The sequence below is a fragment of the Chryseobacterium sp. 27AL genome (assembly GCF_057815395.1).
Window position 1 is genome coordinate 29,242 of sequence record NZ_JBYRIW010000016.1, and the last position, 17,223, is coordinate 46,464.

The 17,223-nt window shown below is 38.4% G+C and carries 10 protein-coding genes; all 10 read right to left on the bottom strand.

Translation table 11 applies throughout. The features are described 5' to 3' along the window. Nucleotides 1-24 precede the first annotated feature (24 nt). The gene (locus AC3WV0_RS16385) at nt 25-1,740 is read right to left on the bottom strand and encodes an ATP-binding protein (protein WP_488847149.1); all 1,716 of its coding nucleotides are present in this window, start codon (nt 1,738-1,740) and stop codon (nt 25-27) included. A gap of 5 nt (nt 1,741-1,745) precedes the next feature. Next, nucleotides 1,746-2,855 carry a sensor protein KdpD gene (locus AC3WV0_RS16390; RefSeq protein WP_488847150.1) on the bottom strand — a complete coding sequence of 370 codons (1,110 nt, stop codon included), beginning with the start codon at nt 2,853-2,855 and terminating at the stop codon, nt 1,746-1,748. A gap of 230 nt (nt 2,856-3,085) precedes the next feature. Next, nucleotides 3,086-4,171: a porin gene (locus AC3WV0_RS16395; protein ID WP_488847151.1), complete on the bottom strand. Its 1,086-nt coding sequence runs from the start codon at nt 4,169-4,171 to the stop codon at nt 3,086-3,088. Nucleotides 4,172-4,185: 14 nt separating this feature from the next. After that, the gene (gene kdpC, locus AC3WV0_RS16400; RefSeq protein WP_488847152.1) at nt 4,186-4,734 is read right to left on the bottom strand and encodes a K(+)-transporting ATPase subunit C; all 549 of its coding nucleotides are present in this window, start codon (nt 4,732-4,734) and stop codon (nt 4,186-4,188) included. A 225-nt stretch (nt 4,735-4,959) separates the two neighbouring features. Continuing rightward, the gene (gene kdpB / locus AC3WV0_RS16405; protein ID WP_488847153.1) at nt 4,960-6,999 is read right to left on the bottom strand and encodes a potassium-transporting ATPase subunit KdpB; all 2,040 of its coding nucleotides are present in this window, start codon (nt 6,997-6,999) and stop codon (nt 4,960-4,962) included. A 349-nt stretch (nt 7,000-7,348) separates the two neighbouring features. After that, complete coding sequence (kdpA, locus tag AC3WV0_RS16410; RefSeq protein WP_488847154.1) at nt 7,349-9,043, bottom strand: potassium-transporting ATPase subunit KdpA; 1,695 nt, start codon at nt 9,041-9,043, stop codon at nt 7,349-7,351. 793 nt (nt 9,044-9,836) lie between these two features. Next, on the bottom strand, nt 9,837-11,162 hold the full coding sequence (locus AC3WV0_RS16415) for a sigma-54-dependent transcriptional regulator (protein WP_488847155.1): 1,326 nt from the start codon (nt 11,160-11,162) through the stop codon (nt 9,837-9,839). A 147-nt stretch (nt 11,163-11,309) separates the two neighbouring features. Then, nucleotides 11,310-11,660 carry an immunity 51 family protein gene (locus AC3WV0_RS16420; protein WP_089999671.1) on the bottom strand — a complete coding sequence of 117 codons (351 nt, stop codon included), beginning with the start codon at nt 11,658-11,660 and terminating at the stop codon, nt 11,310-11,312. 145 nt (nt 11,661-11,805) lie between these two features. Further along, entirely contained in the window at nt 11,806-12,321 is a 516-nt protein-coding gene (locus tag AC3WV0_RS16425) for a hypothetical protein (RefSeq protein WP_488847156.1), read from the bottom strand. A gap of 13 nt (nt 12,322-12,334) precedes the next feature. Beyond that, nucleotides 12,335-17,062 (bottom strand): RHS repeat-associated core domain-containing protein, encoded by a 4,728-nt coding sequence (locus AC3WV0_RS16430; RefSeq protein WP_488847157.1) that lies wholly within the window; start codon nt 17,060-17,062, stop codon nt 12,335-12,337. Between the last annotated feature and the right edge of the window lie 161 nt (nt 17,063-17,223).

A 17,223-nucleotide genomic window follows, 5' to 3' on the forward strand; every position in this document is an offset into this window, starting at 1 on the left:
ATATTCAAATGTAAAGAATTTTCTCTAAACCAACGGCAGCAAAAAATAAAAACTACTCCCCTGATTCAGCGAGCTTTTCACGCCGATTTCACCGTGTTGCTTTTCAATAAAATTTTTAGAAATGGCCAATCCGAGGCCTGTACCGTTCTGATGCTCGCCCGGAACTTGGAAATAGCGGTCGAAGATCTGACGGTGGTACTTTTCATCAATGCCTTTCCCGCTATCGGTAACGCAGAATTTTACGGATGTTTCATATTTTTCCACCTTTACGGAAATGCTTTCATCCTGAAAAGAATGCTTAATGGCATTACTTAGGAAATTATTCATTACCCAAACGGTTTTATCAAAATCGGCTGCCACAAAATCAGAATCTTCAATTTCAAACTGGGTTTTAATGGAAATATTCTTCTGCTCTGCAAGTTTTTCCACATTTTTTATCGCAGTCTGAACCATCTCTTTCGGAGAACAACGTTCGATATTTAATCTGATATTTCCCGTTTCAACCTGTGATAAATTCAAAAGTTCTGCGGTAATATTCAGAAGGCGCTGTCCGTCTTCATTGATCCCGTTCAACAGCTCTTTCTGCAGGTCATTCAATTCTCCGAACTTCTGATTTTCCAACAGCTGAACGCCCATTTTAATGGCTGAAATAGGGGTTTTCAATTCATGAGAAATGGTCGCAATAAAATTCGTTTTGGCAAAATCCAGCTCTTTAAAAGGTGTAATATTTCGGAGAAGAATCACTCTTCCAATGTACTTTTTCTCTTTCTCGCCCGTTTTTACAATATTGATGGGAATGACTTCCTGTTCAAAATAATTCTCTTTATGACCGGAAACAATTTTGATGGGATCTTTTTGAGGATGATCTATATTTTTTAGCAGTTCCCTGATCAGATCGTTGTTTACCGCCACTTCATGGACGGTTTTCCCGATAATTTCTTCTTTGTTTAAATCCGTAATCTTTAAAGCTTCATCATTAATCATGTAGATGAAATGATTTTCGTCAAGACCAATAACTGCATCGTGCATATTATTCACAAGCGTTTCAATGCGCTTTTTATCCATCAGCTGTTTAGACAGCGTACTGCTTTCATATTCCTGAAGTTTTTCAGCCATGACATTAAATGATTCCGCAAGATCATTGAATTCCTCGCTTCCTTTGAAGTGAACTCTTTCACTGTAATTTTTATTGGCAATCTGCCGGATACTGAAGGTAAGCTGACTAATCGGTTCCGCAATGGTCTGAGGAAGATTAAATAAAAGCACAAAAGCAATCAAAAAGCAGACGGTACCCAGGCTGACGATCCAGAATGTAGCATTTTCTGCGGTAATGATGGCCATATCACTTTTCCTTTCAATCCCTTTCATATTGAGGGTCATGATCTTTACGAGATCCTCGCGGATGAGTTTCTCTTTTTCAGGATCTGGATGATTCAGGTAGTTGTTAAAATGCACGTTCAGGCTTTGGGTAGCTTCCCTTTCCCCTAATTCTGTCAGGTTTTCTTCCTGAAGCTGATTATTTTTCTTAAAAGTCTGTATGGCCACAGCGCTGTCAGTTCCCATCCTGTCAAGTGCCAAAAGCATATTCTTGGAAAATTCAATACTGTTGTAATTGGCATTAAGAATCTTTTCGGTATCCGATTTCAGTTTATTGATGTAAACGGAGCCCATGACTGAAAGCAGAACAATCAGTAAAAAAAGAAGACCGACACCTAAGGTAAGTTTTGTTTTTAGTTTCATCGATTTCAGGATAAAATAATAATATCGATCTGCCGTTCATTGAGGCGGTTCATCAGGGGGTAAATCCAGCTGTAGCCGAAGATCCTCTGCCATAATCTTGCGTGCGGTTTTCCCATGCATACCGTGGTGATATTGTGCTCCACAACATATTCCATGATCCCTTTGTGAAGGCTGTTGCTTTTCACACGAATGACTTTGGCGCCCAATTCCTGTGCTAAATTAAAATTATTAATTAGATAACGCTGTTTATCCAGGGCAATTTTTTCAAGGCTTTCGGATGGTCTCTGAATGTAAAGAACGGTCCACGGACTATTATAATAACTCGCTAGCCTCGCCGTTTTCCGAATGATATTTTTGGCAACCTTCCCGTTGCTGCTGATACAGGCGAGAAATTTTACAGGCTTAAAATTTTCAGTTCTGATTTCTGTTTCCACTTTTTTTTCGACATGGGTAGCGACCTCTTTTAGGGCAAGCTCACGAAGCTGCAGAATATGCCCGCTCTGAAAAAAGTTCTGTAATGCGATCTGAATTTTATCTTTTTTATAAATTTTACCTTCTTTCAATCGGGTTAAAAGCTCATCTGCCGTAAGATCAATATTTACCAATTCGTCTGCAAGTCCTAAAATTTTATCAGGAATTCTTTCCGAAACTTCAATTCCTGTAATTTTTTTTATTTCTTCATTTAAACTTTCAATATGCTGGATATTCACCGCACTGATCACGTTGATCCCGTTGTCCAGTATTTCGAGTACGTCCTGCCATCTTTTTTTATTTTTTGAACCCTGAATATTGGAATGTGCCAGCTCATCCACGAGAATGACTTCGGGATGGCTGTTAATAATCGTCTGAAGATCCATTTCTTCCAGATTTTTACCTTTATAAAACGACGATCTCCTCGGGATTTCGGGAATACCTTCCACCAATGCCTGAGTTTCTTCCCTTCCGTGGGTTTCGATGTATCCGATTTTTACATCAATCCCGTTTCGTAAAAGAGCATGCGCTTCCTGGAGCATCCGGAAAGTTTTTCCTACGCCTGCACTCATACCGATATAAATCTTAAACTTTCCTTTTCTGGATTTTTGAATCAGTTCTAAAAAATCTTTTGCTGACGGCATGGATTTAATTTTTTGAGTTTGAATTTTTGCATTGAGGTCTGAAATACTGGGGTGATGGGTGCTGAAGATGGAAGATGGAGGTTTTCAAAGCGCTATTTCTAATTGGATTACTTTTTAATCAAAATTTATCTTCCAGCTTCCAGCCTGTAAAAAAAATCATCTGTAAAAATCCGTGATTAACAAAATACACACTCACTTACTTCCAGAATCTCTCACCCAGCTCCAGCCCATCAAAACCAGGCTGCGAGGCTTGTTGTGATAAAAAAGTTTCCTTTTTTAATTTCATCATTTTTCATGAAAATGGCATCTTTAGAACTAAAACTTCTTGCTTCCGTCCGAAAAACGACATTTTTAGAAATCGCATAATCTACATTCAAAGAATATCCAAATGTCTGAAAACCATTGAGTGTATCGGTATTAATAATAACTCCGTTTTTATCGCTGTAATATTCCAATCTTCCGGCTAAAGCCCATTGACTGTCAAGCTGATATTTTAATAAAACATTCGGAGAATACCATATGTTGTAACTTTCACTGCCTTTTTCCTTTTGTTCTGCACCGATATCAAATCCGAGTATTGTTGAAAACCGGTCAGTTAATTGAAAACTTCCATACAGATCATGGAAATAGCGCATTCTTTTTTCGGTTTTTGCTTTATCATTTCCGATGAAAGAACTGCTGTTCAGGGTAATCTTTTCATTTGGTTTGTAGGTCAGCTGATGTCCGAAAGAAATGGTTTGATTACCTTCAGGCTTGGCAATACGCTGCCATCCGTTTAAGATCAGAGCGCTCAGGAACCATTTTCCATTGTCTGAAGTATAAGAGATTTTGCCTCCTGTTTCAAAATATGGCGAATTTTCCGCCGCTAAGCTTCTGGTAAGATTAATATTGTCCTTTCCGATTGCACTTTCCCATCCAATATGAGACGGCATAATTCCGGCATCAATCCATAAGTTTTTGGTTTTTGAAATCTTGATTCCGATATTAGCTTCATTAACATAGCGTAGTGCGTCCTGTTCAGCAGCCATATTATCCTGAGCATAGGTTCCTGCCATCAGAGCCAGATTTGCTCTGAAATTTTCATCCTGATAAGATCCTTTTACCAGTCCAAGATTCAGATTCAATTCATTATGACGGTTGTAGGAGTATAAAAAATTCTGACGGATGTGATTGGAAGGCTCGTTAAAATCATAAGTATAGAATAATTCTGCATAGGCAGAAAAAGTGATTTTACTATTTGTTTTTAAAGAGTCTGCTGACTGTGCTTTTGGGAAAAATATTCCTAAAATAAAACTGGCAACGATATATTTTTTCATGAGTTAATACAAAATTAGTGTAATTCGTTAAGTGCAATATTTAATTTTAAAACATTGATTTTAGACGGTCCGAAAAATGATTTTTCCGTTTGATTGTTGATAAGATTTTCAATTTTATCAATTGAAATATTTCTTTCTTTAGCAATTCTTTTTGCCTGGTATAAAGCCCCTTCGGGAGAAATATCAGGATCCAGTCCGCTTCCGCTGGCAGTTACCAGCTCTATGGGAACTTTTACATTATGCATTTCCGGATTCTGCATTTTTAAGGTGTCTATTCTTTTCTGAACCGTTTGAAGATATTCTTCATTGCTGGGACCTTTATTGCTTCCGGCACTTCCGGCGGCATTGTAATCTGCGGCAGACGGACGACCATGGAAATATTTAGCAGATGTAAATTTCTGTCCGATATTGGCGTAGAATTTTTGACCTTTATAATTGATAATTTCTGCATTTCCCTGGGTGGGTAAAACTTTTGAGCCGGCATATACGACACCAAGATAGATTCCTACAATCACAAACATAACAAGAGTCAGTTTTAATGCGGATATAATGTGGTTTTTCATTTTGAGTTAAATTTTTATGTTGTGTTAAAGGATGGATGATGGAAGCTTGAGGATGGAAGTTAAAATAGTTCTATGATCAGCTTCTGGCATTCTTAAGTTGTGTTTATTTGCTGAACGGATGGGTGATGGAAGCGGGATGATGGAAATTATCCAAAAGTCTTTTTCTTTTAATAGTTAAATTAAAACGGTATATTATCAACTTCCAGCATCCATCTTCAAGCATTTCTAAAAAAACAGGCTGATTGCCATGTCGATGAGCTTAATCCCTATGAACGGTGCGATAATTCCTCCCAGTCCATAGATCAGAAGATTTCTTCTTAATAAGGCACTGGCACCGATCGGTTTGTAAGCCACTCCTTTCAAAGCCAACGGAATAAGGATCGGAATGATGATCGCATTAAAAATAATGGCCGATAAAATTGCCGATTCAGGGCTGTGAAGATTCATAATATTCAGCTTTTGCAGGGCTGGAATGAATGTGATAAACAGTGCTGGAATGATCGCAAAATATTTAGCAACATCATTCGCAATGCTGAAGGTTGTAAGGGTTCCCCTGGTCATCAATAATTGCTTTCCGATTTCTACAATTTCGATTAGTTTCGTAGGATCGTTATCGAGATCTACCATATTCCCGGCTTCTTTGGCAGCCTGTGTTCCGCTGTTCATGGCGACACCAACATCGGCCTGGGCAAGGGCGGGTGCATCATTCGTGCCGTCTCCCATCATGGCGACCAGTTTTCCTTCCTGCTGTTCTTTTTTGATGTAATTCATCTTGTCTTCCGGCTTGGCTTCGGCGATAAAATCATCCACCCCTGCCTTTTCTGCGATAAATTTTGCGGTTAAGGGATTATCACCCGTTACCATCACCGTTTTTACACCCATTTTTCTCAACCGCTGAAAACGTTCCTGAATGCCGGTTTTGATGATGTCCTGAAGTTCAATCACGCCCCATACTTTTTCATTGACCGACACGACCAACGGTGTTCCTCCGTTTTCAGAGATGTTGGTTACGGCTTCCTGAGTTTCCTGCGGGAAAATATTTCCTGCTTTTTCCGTGATCTTTTTAATGGTATCATACGCTCCTTTACGGATTCTTGTATTTTCAAAATCAATTCCTGAAGTTCTTGTTTCTGCCGTAAATTCGATGTACGAAGGATTCGGAACAAGCAGTTCTTCAGGTTTCAACTGACTTAATTCAATGATTGATTTGCCTTCAGGCGTTTCATCAGCTACTGAGCTCAATGCAGATGCTTTGATAAATTCATCCAGCTCGATATTGTCTGACGGATGAAATTGTGTTGCCTTACGGTTACCGATGGTGATCGTTCCTGTTTTATCCAAAAGGAGAACATCAATATCTCCGGCTGTTTCCACGGCTTTACCACTTTTGGTGATGACATTGGCTCTTAAGGCTCTGTCCATCCCGGCAATTCCGATCGCAGAAAGCAGACCGCCAATCGTTGTAGGAATCAGGCAAACGAAAAGTGAAATAAATGCCGCGATCGTGATCGGTGTCTGCGCATAATCTGCAAAAGGTTTCAGGGTAACGGTAACGATGATGAAGGTCAGCGTAAACCCAGCTAATAATATAGTGAGTGCGATTTCGTTTGGTGTTTTTTGTCTTGAAGCGCCTTCTACCAGGGCAATCATTTTGTCAAGAAAAGATTCTCCCGGTTTTGTGGTTACTTTTACTTTTATCCTGTCGGAGAGTACTTTTGTACCACCGGTTACTGAGCTTTTGTCCCCTCCTGCTTCACGAATGACAGGAGCACTTTCCCCGGTAATAGCCGATTCGTCGATGGTAGCCAGCCCTTCAATAATCTCTCCGTCCATCGGGATCTGATCGCCAGCTTCGCATAAGAAAATATCTCCCAACTTCATGTCGGCTGATTTTTTAAGAACAGTTTCCACCTGAAATCCCGGTTGAGGATTTATCACTACTTTGGCAGGCGTTTCTTCACGGGTTTTTCTTAACGTATCGGCTTGTGCTTTTCCCCTGGCTTCGGCAATCGCTTCGGCAAAATTGGCAAATAAGACCGTGAAAAATAAGATGATGAAAACTAAAAAATTATAGCTGAAACTGCCTTGTGATTGATCACCGGTTAAACTAAACAAGCTTACGATGAGCATTACTACGGTTCCGATTTCCACCAGGAACATAACCGGATTTTTAAACATAATTTTCGGATTCAGCTTAACGAAAGACTGTTGAATGGCTTCGTTAACCAGATCTTTCTGAAATAAAGTCTGTGATTGATTTTTCATTGCTTTTGAATGACTTTTTATTTTGAACCATTAAGAGTTTTATTAAGGAGTTAAGTCTGAGTTAAGAAATATTCAAAGAATATTTTAAAGCTTAATTTGATGAAATTATTATTCCTAACTTCTTAAGTAAGTCTTAATGGTTTAATTATTTATTTAGAAAAATTTTTTAATACAAATAAAATCTGTGACTGATTTTTCATTGCTTTTGAATGACTTTTTATTTTGAACCATTAAGAGTTTTATTAAGGAATTAAGTCTGAGTTAAGAAATATTCAAGGAATATTTTAAAGCTTAATTTGATGAAATTATTATTCCTAACTTCTTAAGTAAGTCTTAATGGTTTAATTATTTATTTAGAAAAATATTGTAACTGTTCTGCGATTGGGCCTAATGTCAGCGCAGGGAAGAAGGATAATGCAGCAATCAGTAAGATAACAGCTAAGGTCATGAATCCGAAGGTGGCAGTATCTGTTTTCAGGGTTCCGGCACTTTCAGGAATGTATTTCTTCTGAGCCAGCAGTCCTGCAATGGCAACAGGGCCGATGATCGGGATGAATCTTGACAAGAGCAAAACGATTCCCGTAGAAATATTCCACCATGGGGTATTGTCGCCCAGGCCTTCAAATCCGGATCCGTTGTTTGCGGAAGATGAGGTAAATTCGTACAGCATTTCACTAAAGCCATGAAAACCCGGATTGTTAAGTGTTTTGGCACCGAATTCGGGCAAATAAGCCGTTACAGCTGTACCTGCTAAAATCAAAAACGGATGAAACAAAGCGACAATCATAGCAATCTTCATTTCTTTGGCTTCGATTTTCTTTCCCAAAAATTCCGGTGTTCTTCCTACCATGAGTCCGCTGATGAATACAGCAAGAATGATGAAAATAAAATAATTCAGAATTCCCACACCACAACCTCCATAGAAGCAGTTGATCATCATCGCCAGCAGTTCATTCATTCCCGACAAAGGCATGGTGCTGTCGTGCATCGCATTTACTGAGCCTGTTGAAATAACCGTTGTTGCAATACTCCAATACGCTGAAGCTGCGCTTCCGAAACGTATTTCCTTACCTTCCATCGCTCCGAGATGAGGATCGGTTCCCATTTGGGTAATCAAAGGATTTCCATTGGTTTCATTAATAATATTCGGAACGCTTAAGGCCAGAAATCCGATGGTCATTACGGTAAAAATCGTCCATGACAGTTTTCTTTTATGCAGATAAAAACCTAATGCAAAAACCAATGCGAAAGGAATGATCATCTGTACAATCATTTCGGTCATATTGGTAAGGTAATTCGGATTCTCAAGCGGATGTGCGGAGTTGACTCCAAAAAATCCACCGCCATTTGTCCCTACGTGCTTTATGGCAATAAATGCAGCTGCCGGACCTCGTGAAACTTCTGCTTTCTGACCTTCCAATGTGGTGATATGGTCTTTTCCTTCAAAGGTCATCGGGCTTCCGTTAGCGGAAAGAATGAATGCTACAACAATATTTATTGGAATTAATATTCTGATGACCGATCTCGTAAAAAAATCGTAGAAATTACCTAGTTCCGTTGTGGTTTTATCTTTAAATGCTTTAAATAGAACAGCCATAGCGGCCATTCCTGTCGCTGCCGATACAAATTGTAAGAACATCAGATAAAGCTGACCGAGATAGCTCAGCCCGGTTTCTCCTGAATAGTGCTGCAGGTTGCAATTAACTAAAAAGGATATAGCCGTATTGAAAGCCAGATCCGGTGACATATCGGGGTTTCCGTCGGGGTTCAGGGGGAGCCATGACTGATTCATCAATATAAAAAAACCGATGATGAACCAAACCATATTAATGGTGAGCATGGCCAGCATATTCTGTTTCCAGGACATCTGTTTATTTGGATTGATCCCTGAGGTTTTGTAGATCAGATTTTCAACAGGCTGAAAAATCTTATCCAAGAAAGTTTTTTTCAAGCCATATACATCAGCAATGTACTTTCCGAGGAAAATACCGATCACCAATGTTAGGACAAACATGACAATAATGCCTAAGATTTCTGTATTCATTGTTTCGGATTAAAATTTTTCGGGTTTTATTAAGACATAACAGATGTACCCGAAGGCAAGAACGGAAAGGAAAAATAAACTCCACATACTTATATTTTGTCAAAAAATTCAACGGAACGGTACAGAACCCAGAACAGGGCCACACACAGGATGATTAAACTGATCAGCATCATATCGCAACAATAAGAGTTAGAAGGGTGAATACTGCATATGAAACAATCAGTATACTCAATTTCGAGTGCTCCTGATTTTTAACTGTTTTTTTTGAAATTGTCATTGTATAATATTTTATTGTTTATCCTTAATGCCAAAAAAAATTCCATTTAATAAATAATGAATTCAATCAACTGAAAAACAACACCTTATTACATTTAAAGCAAATGCCAAAAAACACAAAAGCCTATCAAAATGATAGGCTCATTATTAAAATGATAGATTGTGATTTATATTGATCATGCTGTAAATTCGAGGATGATGCATTCTTTGATCACAAGGATATACAAAGAATTGTATTATTAAATGGTTTATTTAAGGTAAATAAATGCGCTGTAATTAGCTAAGTGTTAAGAACTTTTTAGGTTCCAATTTCCTTTATCTCCTGGAGAGGTGTTTGTGACGAGCGACACAAGATGATTGCAACGCTCGACACAAGGTGCTTGCAACGCTCGACACATGATGCTTGCAACGGACGATGCAAGGTGCCTGCAACGAGCGATGCATTCTCGTCGATGAGAAAATTTGTCTTAAATTCGTAATGGGCGGTATTGGGGGTGTCAGAATTGTTAGCGTACACTTACCTCAAATGATATTCTTCAAGCTTGCGGTACAGGGTAGCAATCCCGATTTCCAATAATCTTGCAGCTTCGGCCTTATTGCCTTTCGTGTACTGTAAAACCTTCTGGATGTGTTCTTTTTCAAGAGATCTCATACTGAATGAGTCTTTTTCATCTAAAACTTTAGCGGAATATTGAGGTAAGCTTTCTTCATCAAGAATATGGTCATTCATCAAAATCAAACTTCGTTCTATGGTATTCCTCAACTCACGGATGTTTCCTTTCCAGTCGTTTTTTTCCAAGGCTTTAAAATATTCCGGCGCCACCTGTATATCGGAAATATGCAGTTTTTCGGAAAATACGCTGATAAAATTTTTGGCCAAAACCTTTAAATCTTCTTTTCTTTCACGTAATGCAGGAAGTCTGATTTCAAAAATATTCAACCTGAAATAAAGATCTTCACGAAAGTTTCCCTGTCTGATTTCTTCTTCCAGGTCACGATTGGTTGCAGCAATCAGCCTGAAATCGGATGTTGAAATTTTTGTTTCCCCCATTTTGATAAATTCCTTGGTTTCCAGGACGCGAAGTAATTTTGCCTGAAGCTCTATTGGCATTTCTCCAATTTCATCGAGGAACAGGGTCCCTCCGTTGGCTTCTTCTACCAAGCCCTTTTTATCTTTTATGGCTCCCGTGAATGCTCCGGCTTTATGCCCGAAAAGCTCACTTTCCAGTATTTCTTTACTGAATGCCGAACAGTTGATGGCGACAAAATGATTCTTGTTCCGCTCGCTTCCCTGGTGGATGGCATTGGCAAAAACTTCTTTTCCAGTACCGGTTTCCCCGGTCAGCAGCACGGTAGCATCGGTAACCGCTACTTTTTCTGCAAGCTTTTTTGCCTGAAGAATAAGTGGTGAAGTTCCTATAATGGCTTCAAAGCCTTTCTGAGTCGCATTTTTCTGAGCTTTCCTTATCGCATTGTCTTTAGCTTTATCCAGCGCCCTGTATACGAGCGGGATAATTTTTTCGTTATCATCCCCTTTAACCAGATAGTCATACGCCCCATTTTTCATTGCCTGAACGGCATCCGTAATGTTCCCGAAAGCCGTCATGAGAATAATTTCCAGATAAGGATATTTGGTCTTGATGGTTTTTACCAGATCAACACCAAAGGCATCGGGAAGCCTGACATCGCTTAATACGACATCAAATTCGTATTGTTCAAGCATATTCATCGCCGATCTTGCGGTAGATGCTTCTTTTACGTTAAAATTTTCCTGGGAGAGAATCATTCCTAAGAGTTTCAGGAGCTTGATCTCGTCATCGATGATGAGAATGTTTCCGGACATGGTGGTATTTTTTGGAAAGCTGTTGCAAACTTATTGAATTTATTCGGGATGTGGATTTTAATATTAAAATTTTTAAGGAAACATCTTTGATATTTTTGACAGTGTATAATCAAAAAAAGACCTCATCGAGGCCTTTTTTATTGTGTTTTAATCTATTTCTGCTTTGAGGAAGAGATCCTGGATCTGAACTTCGTCTTCACAGGTTTTTTTGAATTCTTTGATAAAGTCTTTTAAGTGTTCAGGATTCTCGGAATAGGCACAGAACATGTCGGCTTCCGGATCGAATTTGATCTCATTTGCCAGGTCGGGCCTTTTTTCTTCCACAAAAACTTTAGCCAGTGAAGCCCAGTCGTATCCGTTGCCTTCGAAACCTTCATCTTTACGCCACTCGAAAATTTCGGGTTTGTAGGTTCCTGCATTTAAACATACTGAAAAAGTCTTTTCTGAGGCTACCCAAAAAAAGGGTTTAATCGCCGTTTCAAAATTGTACGCTTCCATACTTTATTATTTTTAAATGATATTAAAGATAATAAATTTTGGGCTTGGGTGCTATTTTATAACATTTATTAACTTTTCCTTTGGAAAATTTCCTCATAAAATAATGGACTCAGAATCTTATTCGTTCAAAAGAATTTAATAATTACTAAAAATACTGGAAGGGATATAACTGATATAGATCAGATTTTATAGAATTCACTGTTTCCTTGAAATTATTAATTTGTTGATCTTCAATTTCATCATCCTGATCATCTAGTAACTTTTCCAAATCTCGATATAGAAACGCCATCTGTAAAAATTCCATAAAAGAAATATTAAGATCAATGAAACTGTCATGTCCCGAATATTCTCCTTGATTATGATCATAAAATAAAATATTACCGTTCTTTTTATTTATAAACCAGCTATCACCTTGTCCAGTTGTTCCAATTATAAATAGAAAGTCCGCTATATCAGGATAATTTTCCTCTATATATTTATTCTCTTTAATAGCATTTTCGTAACTAAAAATATTAATATCAGGCGTAATCTCAACATCTGTATAAGTTGATAGAAAGTATGAATAAAAATCGTTGAATAACTCAACGTTAGTTATTTTTTTCGGCCTTATATTTTCATCCAATTCTTTTAAGATTTCTTTTTCTGATAATTTATTAAACATTTCTAATCATTTTTTATTTGTATTTAGCCCCTTTTACTGCCTTAGCGTTATGCTTACTTATACGTTCTTTTCTTGCTAAATTTTTTAATCTATCTTCTAAAAAAACTTTAGCGTCAGATTTTGACAAATTCATTCCTTCAACTTGATCCAAAATTCCTCCCCAAGTTTTATTCCAGTTTTGTCCAGTTCTAGAACTATTAGTATGAATTCCTGGCTTTTTAGTATGCTTTTCTTTTGGTAGATTATAATAATATTCGGGGTTATTCACATCAATATCTGCTGCATTTTTAAATCTGCTTGCATATTCCTCTGGAAAACCATGATGAATATCCGGGTTTGTATGTCTGGCCCCTACATACTTTAACCAGTTTTTTTGAAGTGTTCTAGTAGGTGTTTTTGATAATCCAAACTCATCAATCCAACTATTAGTGTCATGAACAAAATTGTATAATTCTATTCCCCCTTCTAAGTTAATCGGATCTTTAGAAATATAATTGCCCTGTTCACTATCGTAATATCTGAATCTGTTGTAATAAAGGCCATTTAATTCTTCATCTTCATACTGCCCCAACTGCCTGAAAGGAATAAAATTCTTTTCTCCTTTTAAATTTCTTGATATTCCAAATATATCATATTCTGCAGACCAAAGCAAATTGCCATTTTCATCAAAAGACTGAGAAGGTCTTCCTAAATAATCACTAACAATACTGAATTTTTTTCCGTCAATAATCTTAGCGCACGGAACATACTCACCTTTCTCATAAACCCACGTCACAACATTTTCTACCTTTTCCTGTTCAACAATAATATGTCCATTATCATCTACGGAAGTTTTCGGTTCATCATTGATATCATAGCTCCATTCATGTAAAAGAACGTTACCATCCCAAATATACCGAGTTATTTTCTTGTTTCCAATTTTTGAAATTCGTCTTCCCAGCGCATCGTACGCAAAGCTTATTTCTTTTCCATCCGGACGCTTTACCTTGGCCAGCATTCCATTCGCATTCCAGGAATAGGCCCAGTCGCCGGGTTGCCATTCAGGATTTTGAATTTGTTCTGGGGAATTTTCATGAACGTCCGGTAAATTATTTTCATCACGCAATGTTGGCGTATTCAGCCAGTCTTCCGCAATTGTTTTATAGTAAGGATGTGTATTTTCATTTTCGTTTTCCTGATCTGATCTTACATTGTTGACGGGTCTTTTACTTTTTAATAATAAATTCCCTTCTTCATCATAGTGATAGAACCAGTTTTTGTCGCGCATCAGTTTTCCGCCTTTGTCGTAGATACGGTCGGTTCTCCTGGCACTTTCGTATAAACAACCTGTTGCATCGGGATTTTTGTACTGAACTTCTCCATTGGGATACTGAGCAGCCACAAGGCTTCCGAAAGCATCATAATCAAATTTTGTTCTTCCGCCTGTAATACGATCCAAAATCTGTAATAGCCGACTTCCAGATGTCCAATGATAATCTTTATGGAAAGCCGTTTGGGTTTTATGAATCATTACTTTCTGGCTTACCGGCATTCCGGCATGATCGAACTCGAAAGTGCTTTCAACACCTCCTGTCATTTCCCGGGAGAATTGCTGACCGTTCCTGCTTATATTTAAATTCATTTGCCAGGGCTCGTGAACTTCTTTTGCACCCGCTGTTACTTTTTTAAGTTGGCCGATATCGTTGTAAGCATAATCTATTTCGGCGCCCAGACTGCTTTTTAAGCCTATCAGATTTCCTTGATCATCATATTCATAATCAATAGAATGCTCACCCTGCTTTTCGCTGGTAACTAGGCCTAATTTGTTACGCTGAAAAACTACGCTGCTATGCTCATTATCTGCTCTTATCAATAGTCCTGAAGTGTCATACTGATACGCTTCCCAGGTTCCGTCGGGATAATGAGTCTGTGTTAATCTTCCTCCTAAATCATATTCATAAAAAATGTTTTTTCCGCGTGGATTGCGGCTTTGAATTATCATTCCGTCTTTATCTCTTACAAAGAATTTCTGTTGTCCGTCGAAACCTGTTTCACCGATGATCTCATCATTATTGTTCCTTTCAAAATGGTATATTTCACCTTTTTCATTGGTGATGCTCATTAAATTTTCATATGCATTGTAGCCAAAAATTAAGGTTTCCTCTTTTTTAAAAGTCAAAGCATTTCTTCGAACCTGCCGCTTCAGGCTTCCCATCGGTGTGTAGCTCATGAGCCATTCCGCCTTTCCGTCGGTGGCGTATACCGGAAGATCATAGGCATCGTAGCGAAGTTTCAGCGGCAATTGGCCGGGTTCGTGTACCTCAACAACACGTCCCATTTTATCGCGGTTCCAGACGGTTCTGTTTAAACGTTTCGGACTGAAAACCAAAAGTCTCCCATAATCGTCGTACTTCCAGTACTGTTCGTCGCCAATAGTATTGGTCAATCTGATAATCTGGTTTCTGCTGTTGTATTCGTACCGGGTTTCAATTGCCTGTTTTTTACTGCTCTCAGGAAGTTTTTCATTATCCGGATATTGATAGCTTACCGTCTCATCTGTGGGATCGGTATAACTTAAAAGTCTTCCTTCTTCATCATAATTCCAGGTTTCTGAAGTTCCTGAAGGAGAAAAACGCGCAATGATCTGTCCAAATTCATTATACTGGTAATGATATTCTTCTCCGTCCGGTGTGTGGAAAATTTTGATATTTCCAAATTCATCGTAAGTATAGCCCTGAACCCGTCCTTCAGGCGTTCCGGTCATTTTTAATTCGTTGTGGGAAGTATAATCGTACCAGGTTTCTCCGCCTTCACCATCAACCTGTTTATATATAAGAAGATCTTCATCGTAATAATATTTTTCGGTTTTATTGTTCTGTCTCGGATAGATAACTTCCGTATATCCTTCTTCATCATTATAATTTAGAAAACCTTCCATAAAACCTTCCGAGCCTTTTGTATGAACCACCCTGCTTTTTTTATCATACTCCCAGTGATAGCCCATTCCATTCCTGTTGGTTCTTCGGATGATTCTGTTCTGATTATCAAATTCAAAAACAATTGCTTTTTTATGGATATCCCAGACATGCGTAAGATTTCCACGTTCATCATACGAGTAACGTACCTGCAGATCCCTCTGATTTTTATAGCAGTAATACACCTCGGTGATTTTTTTAAGTTCGGGATGAATTGTTGTTTCTATCGTAAAACCGCTTTTAACATCTTTAATATTTTTTAAAACGATATTTCTCCCTTCATATTCATATTCTCTGATCGTTCCGTCTCCATATTCAATTTGAATTACTTTAAAAATACTGCCTTCTACTGCATGATGAAAACGTTTGTACGTATAAATATCTGTTCCTTTTCTGATGATCCAGATACTTTCATTCGGGCGGTACTGCCAGATTTTCCGGCTTCTGTAATAGGTTAATTCTTCCCCAACTGACGGAAGAGGAATCGGCATTGGTTGAAGCTCTTCCGGATGAACCCACGCAGCAACCTCATCTTCTCCATCAGGAACGATATAAAGGTCATGAGAATTGAAAATACCGTTTCCAAGCATCCCGTGCTGATACGGTCTGTCGCTGTACCAGACATTTTCCCATTTTAGTGGTGTTCCGGCTTCAATCTCAAAATCATCCCATTCAAACAACATGGCTCCTGAAGCGAAATTAACCGGTTCTAAGCCAACTTTACACAACGCTTTCGAAAGAGGATTATTTTTCCCGAATTTCCCCTGTAAAAAGTGATTAAATTTCGTAACTCCTTTACCCAGGCTTTTCGTCAAACCTCTCATTAAAGCCATTCCTGCAAAACGCATCAGCATTTCGCCCGGAGTATAAACATGCGGAACAAAAGCACCACCCACGAGAACAGGACCTCCCGTATTTATCTGCATGTATAAGCTTGAAAAATTATTATAAAATGCAAAATAAGCAAGTGGATTCTTCTTAGGCTTATCCGGCATTGCAGGAAGCATGGTCATTCCGAAAGGCAATCCCATACACGTAAGAACCTGCTGTGGCTGGTTTCCGCTCATTTTACTTCCCTGTCCTAAAACGGTTTGTGCTCCATAGTACACTTCGCCTTCATGCGGCGCCTCCTGAAGAAAAGGAATCATGTACACCGGAATAAGAGAAGTAATGTGCCTGAAAGGTATGACAACTCCCATAACACTGGTCGTTGTGGTGGCTTTGTGTCTTCCGTGGACATATATTGACCCTCCCATGGGAATTCCTTCCGGAAGGTCGGGTTTTAAATTTCTGATAAATTGTGGAATCGGGATAGTAAACTGAATATAATCCATCACATCAAAAACGATTCCTATGAAAGGATGTGGCAGCGGCAAAGGAATCAGCATGAATGACGGCGGTGGCGGAATCAATGTCCAATGAATATCAATGGCCAGAACAATATCAAAATGTTTACTGGTATGCTGAATCGCAGTTGGGGTAATGGCAGGGGTATTAACTTTAATAAGTTTCACCTTGCTTTGCGGTGCGGCATTTTCTGACGTTACAGATGTTACTCCGCCACTACCGCTTGCTGCTGTTGATTGTACGTCATCATTACCGCCTAAAGACTTCGCCATAGAAACAGGATTCAGGGAATCGAAATTGTTTTTCATTCCATTTTTCCAGCCCTGCGTGGCTTTTTCTTTGCTGAATGATGTTACATCCGCATTGACTTTCCAAGACCGGTCCGGATTCATATCTGGCTTTGCAACCTTTATCTTTTTAATTTTATTTTGATCTGCCATGATATTTATTTGTGATTTGGTTTTAATAATTTACCGCAGAACTTTAATTTTAAACCATTAAATATTTAAGTAATTAAGTTTAATTAAGAAAAATCAAATAGATTTTATTTAAAGCATTGAAATTTAATATTGTAAACTTCTTAGTTAAATTTTAATGGTGA

Coding starts and splice junctions, on each gene's coding strand:
- AC3WV0_RS16395 (WP_488847151.1), bottom strand. CDS start 4,171: ATGAAAAAATATATCGTTGCCAGTTTTATTTTAGGAATATTTTTCCCA.
- kdpC (WP_488847152.1), bottom strand. CDS start 4,734: ATGAAAAACCACATTATATCCGCATTAAAACTGACTCTTGTTATGTTT.
- AC3WV0_RS16390 (WP_488847150.1), bottom strand. CDS start 2,855: ATGCCGTCAGCAAAAGATTTTTTAGAACTGATTCAAAAATCCAGAAAA.
- AC3WV0_RS16430 (WP_488847157.1), bottom strand. CDS start 17,062: ATGGCAGATCAAAATAAAATTAAAAAGATAAAGGTTGCAAAGCCAGAT.
- kdpB (WP_488847153.1), bottom strand. CDS start 6,999: ATGAAAAATCAATCACAGACTTTATTTCAGAAAGATCTGGTTAACGAA.
- AC3WV0_RS16415 (WP_488847155.1), bottom strand. CDS start 11,162: ATGTCCGGAAACATTCTCATCATCGATGACGAGATCAAGCTCCTGAAA.
- AC3WV0_RS16425 (WP_488847156.1), bottom strand. CDS start 12,321: ATGTTTAATAAATTATCAGAAAAAGAAATCTTAAAAGAATTGGATGAA.
- kdpA (WP_488847154.1), bottom strand. CDS start 9,043: ATGAATACAGAAATCTTAGGCATTATTGTCATGTTTGTCCTAACATTG.
- AC3WV0_RS16385 (WP_488847149.1), bottom strand. CDS start 1,740: ATGAAACTAAAAACAAAACTTACCTTAGGTGTCGGTCTTCTTTTTTTA.
- AC3WV0_RS16420 (WP_089999671.1), bottom strand. CDS start 11,660: ATGGAAGCGTACAATTTTGAAACGGCGATTAAACCCTTTTTTTGGGTA.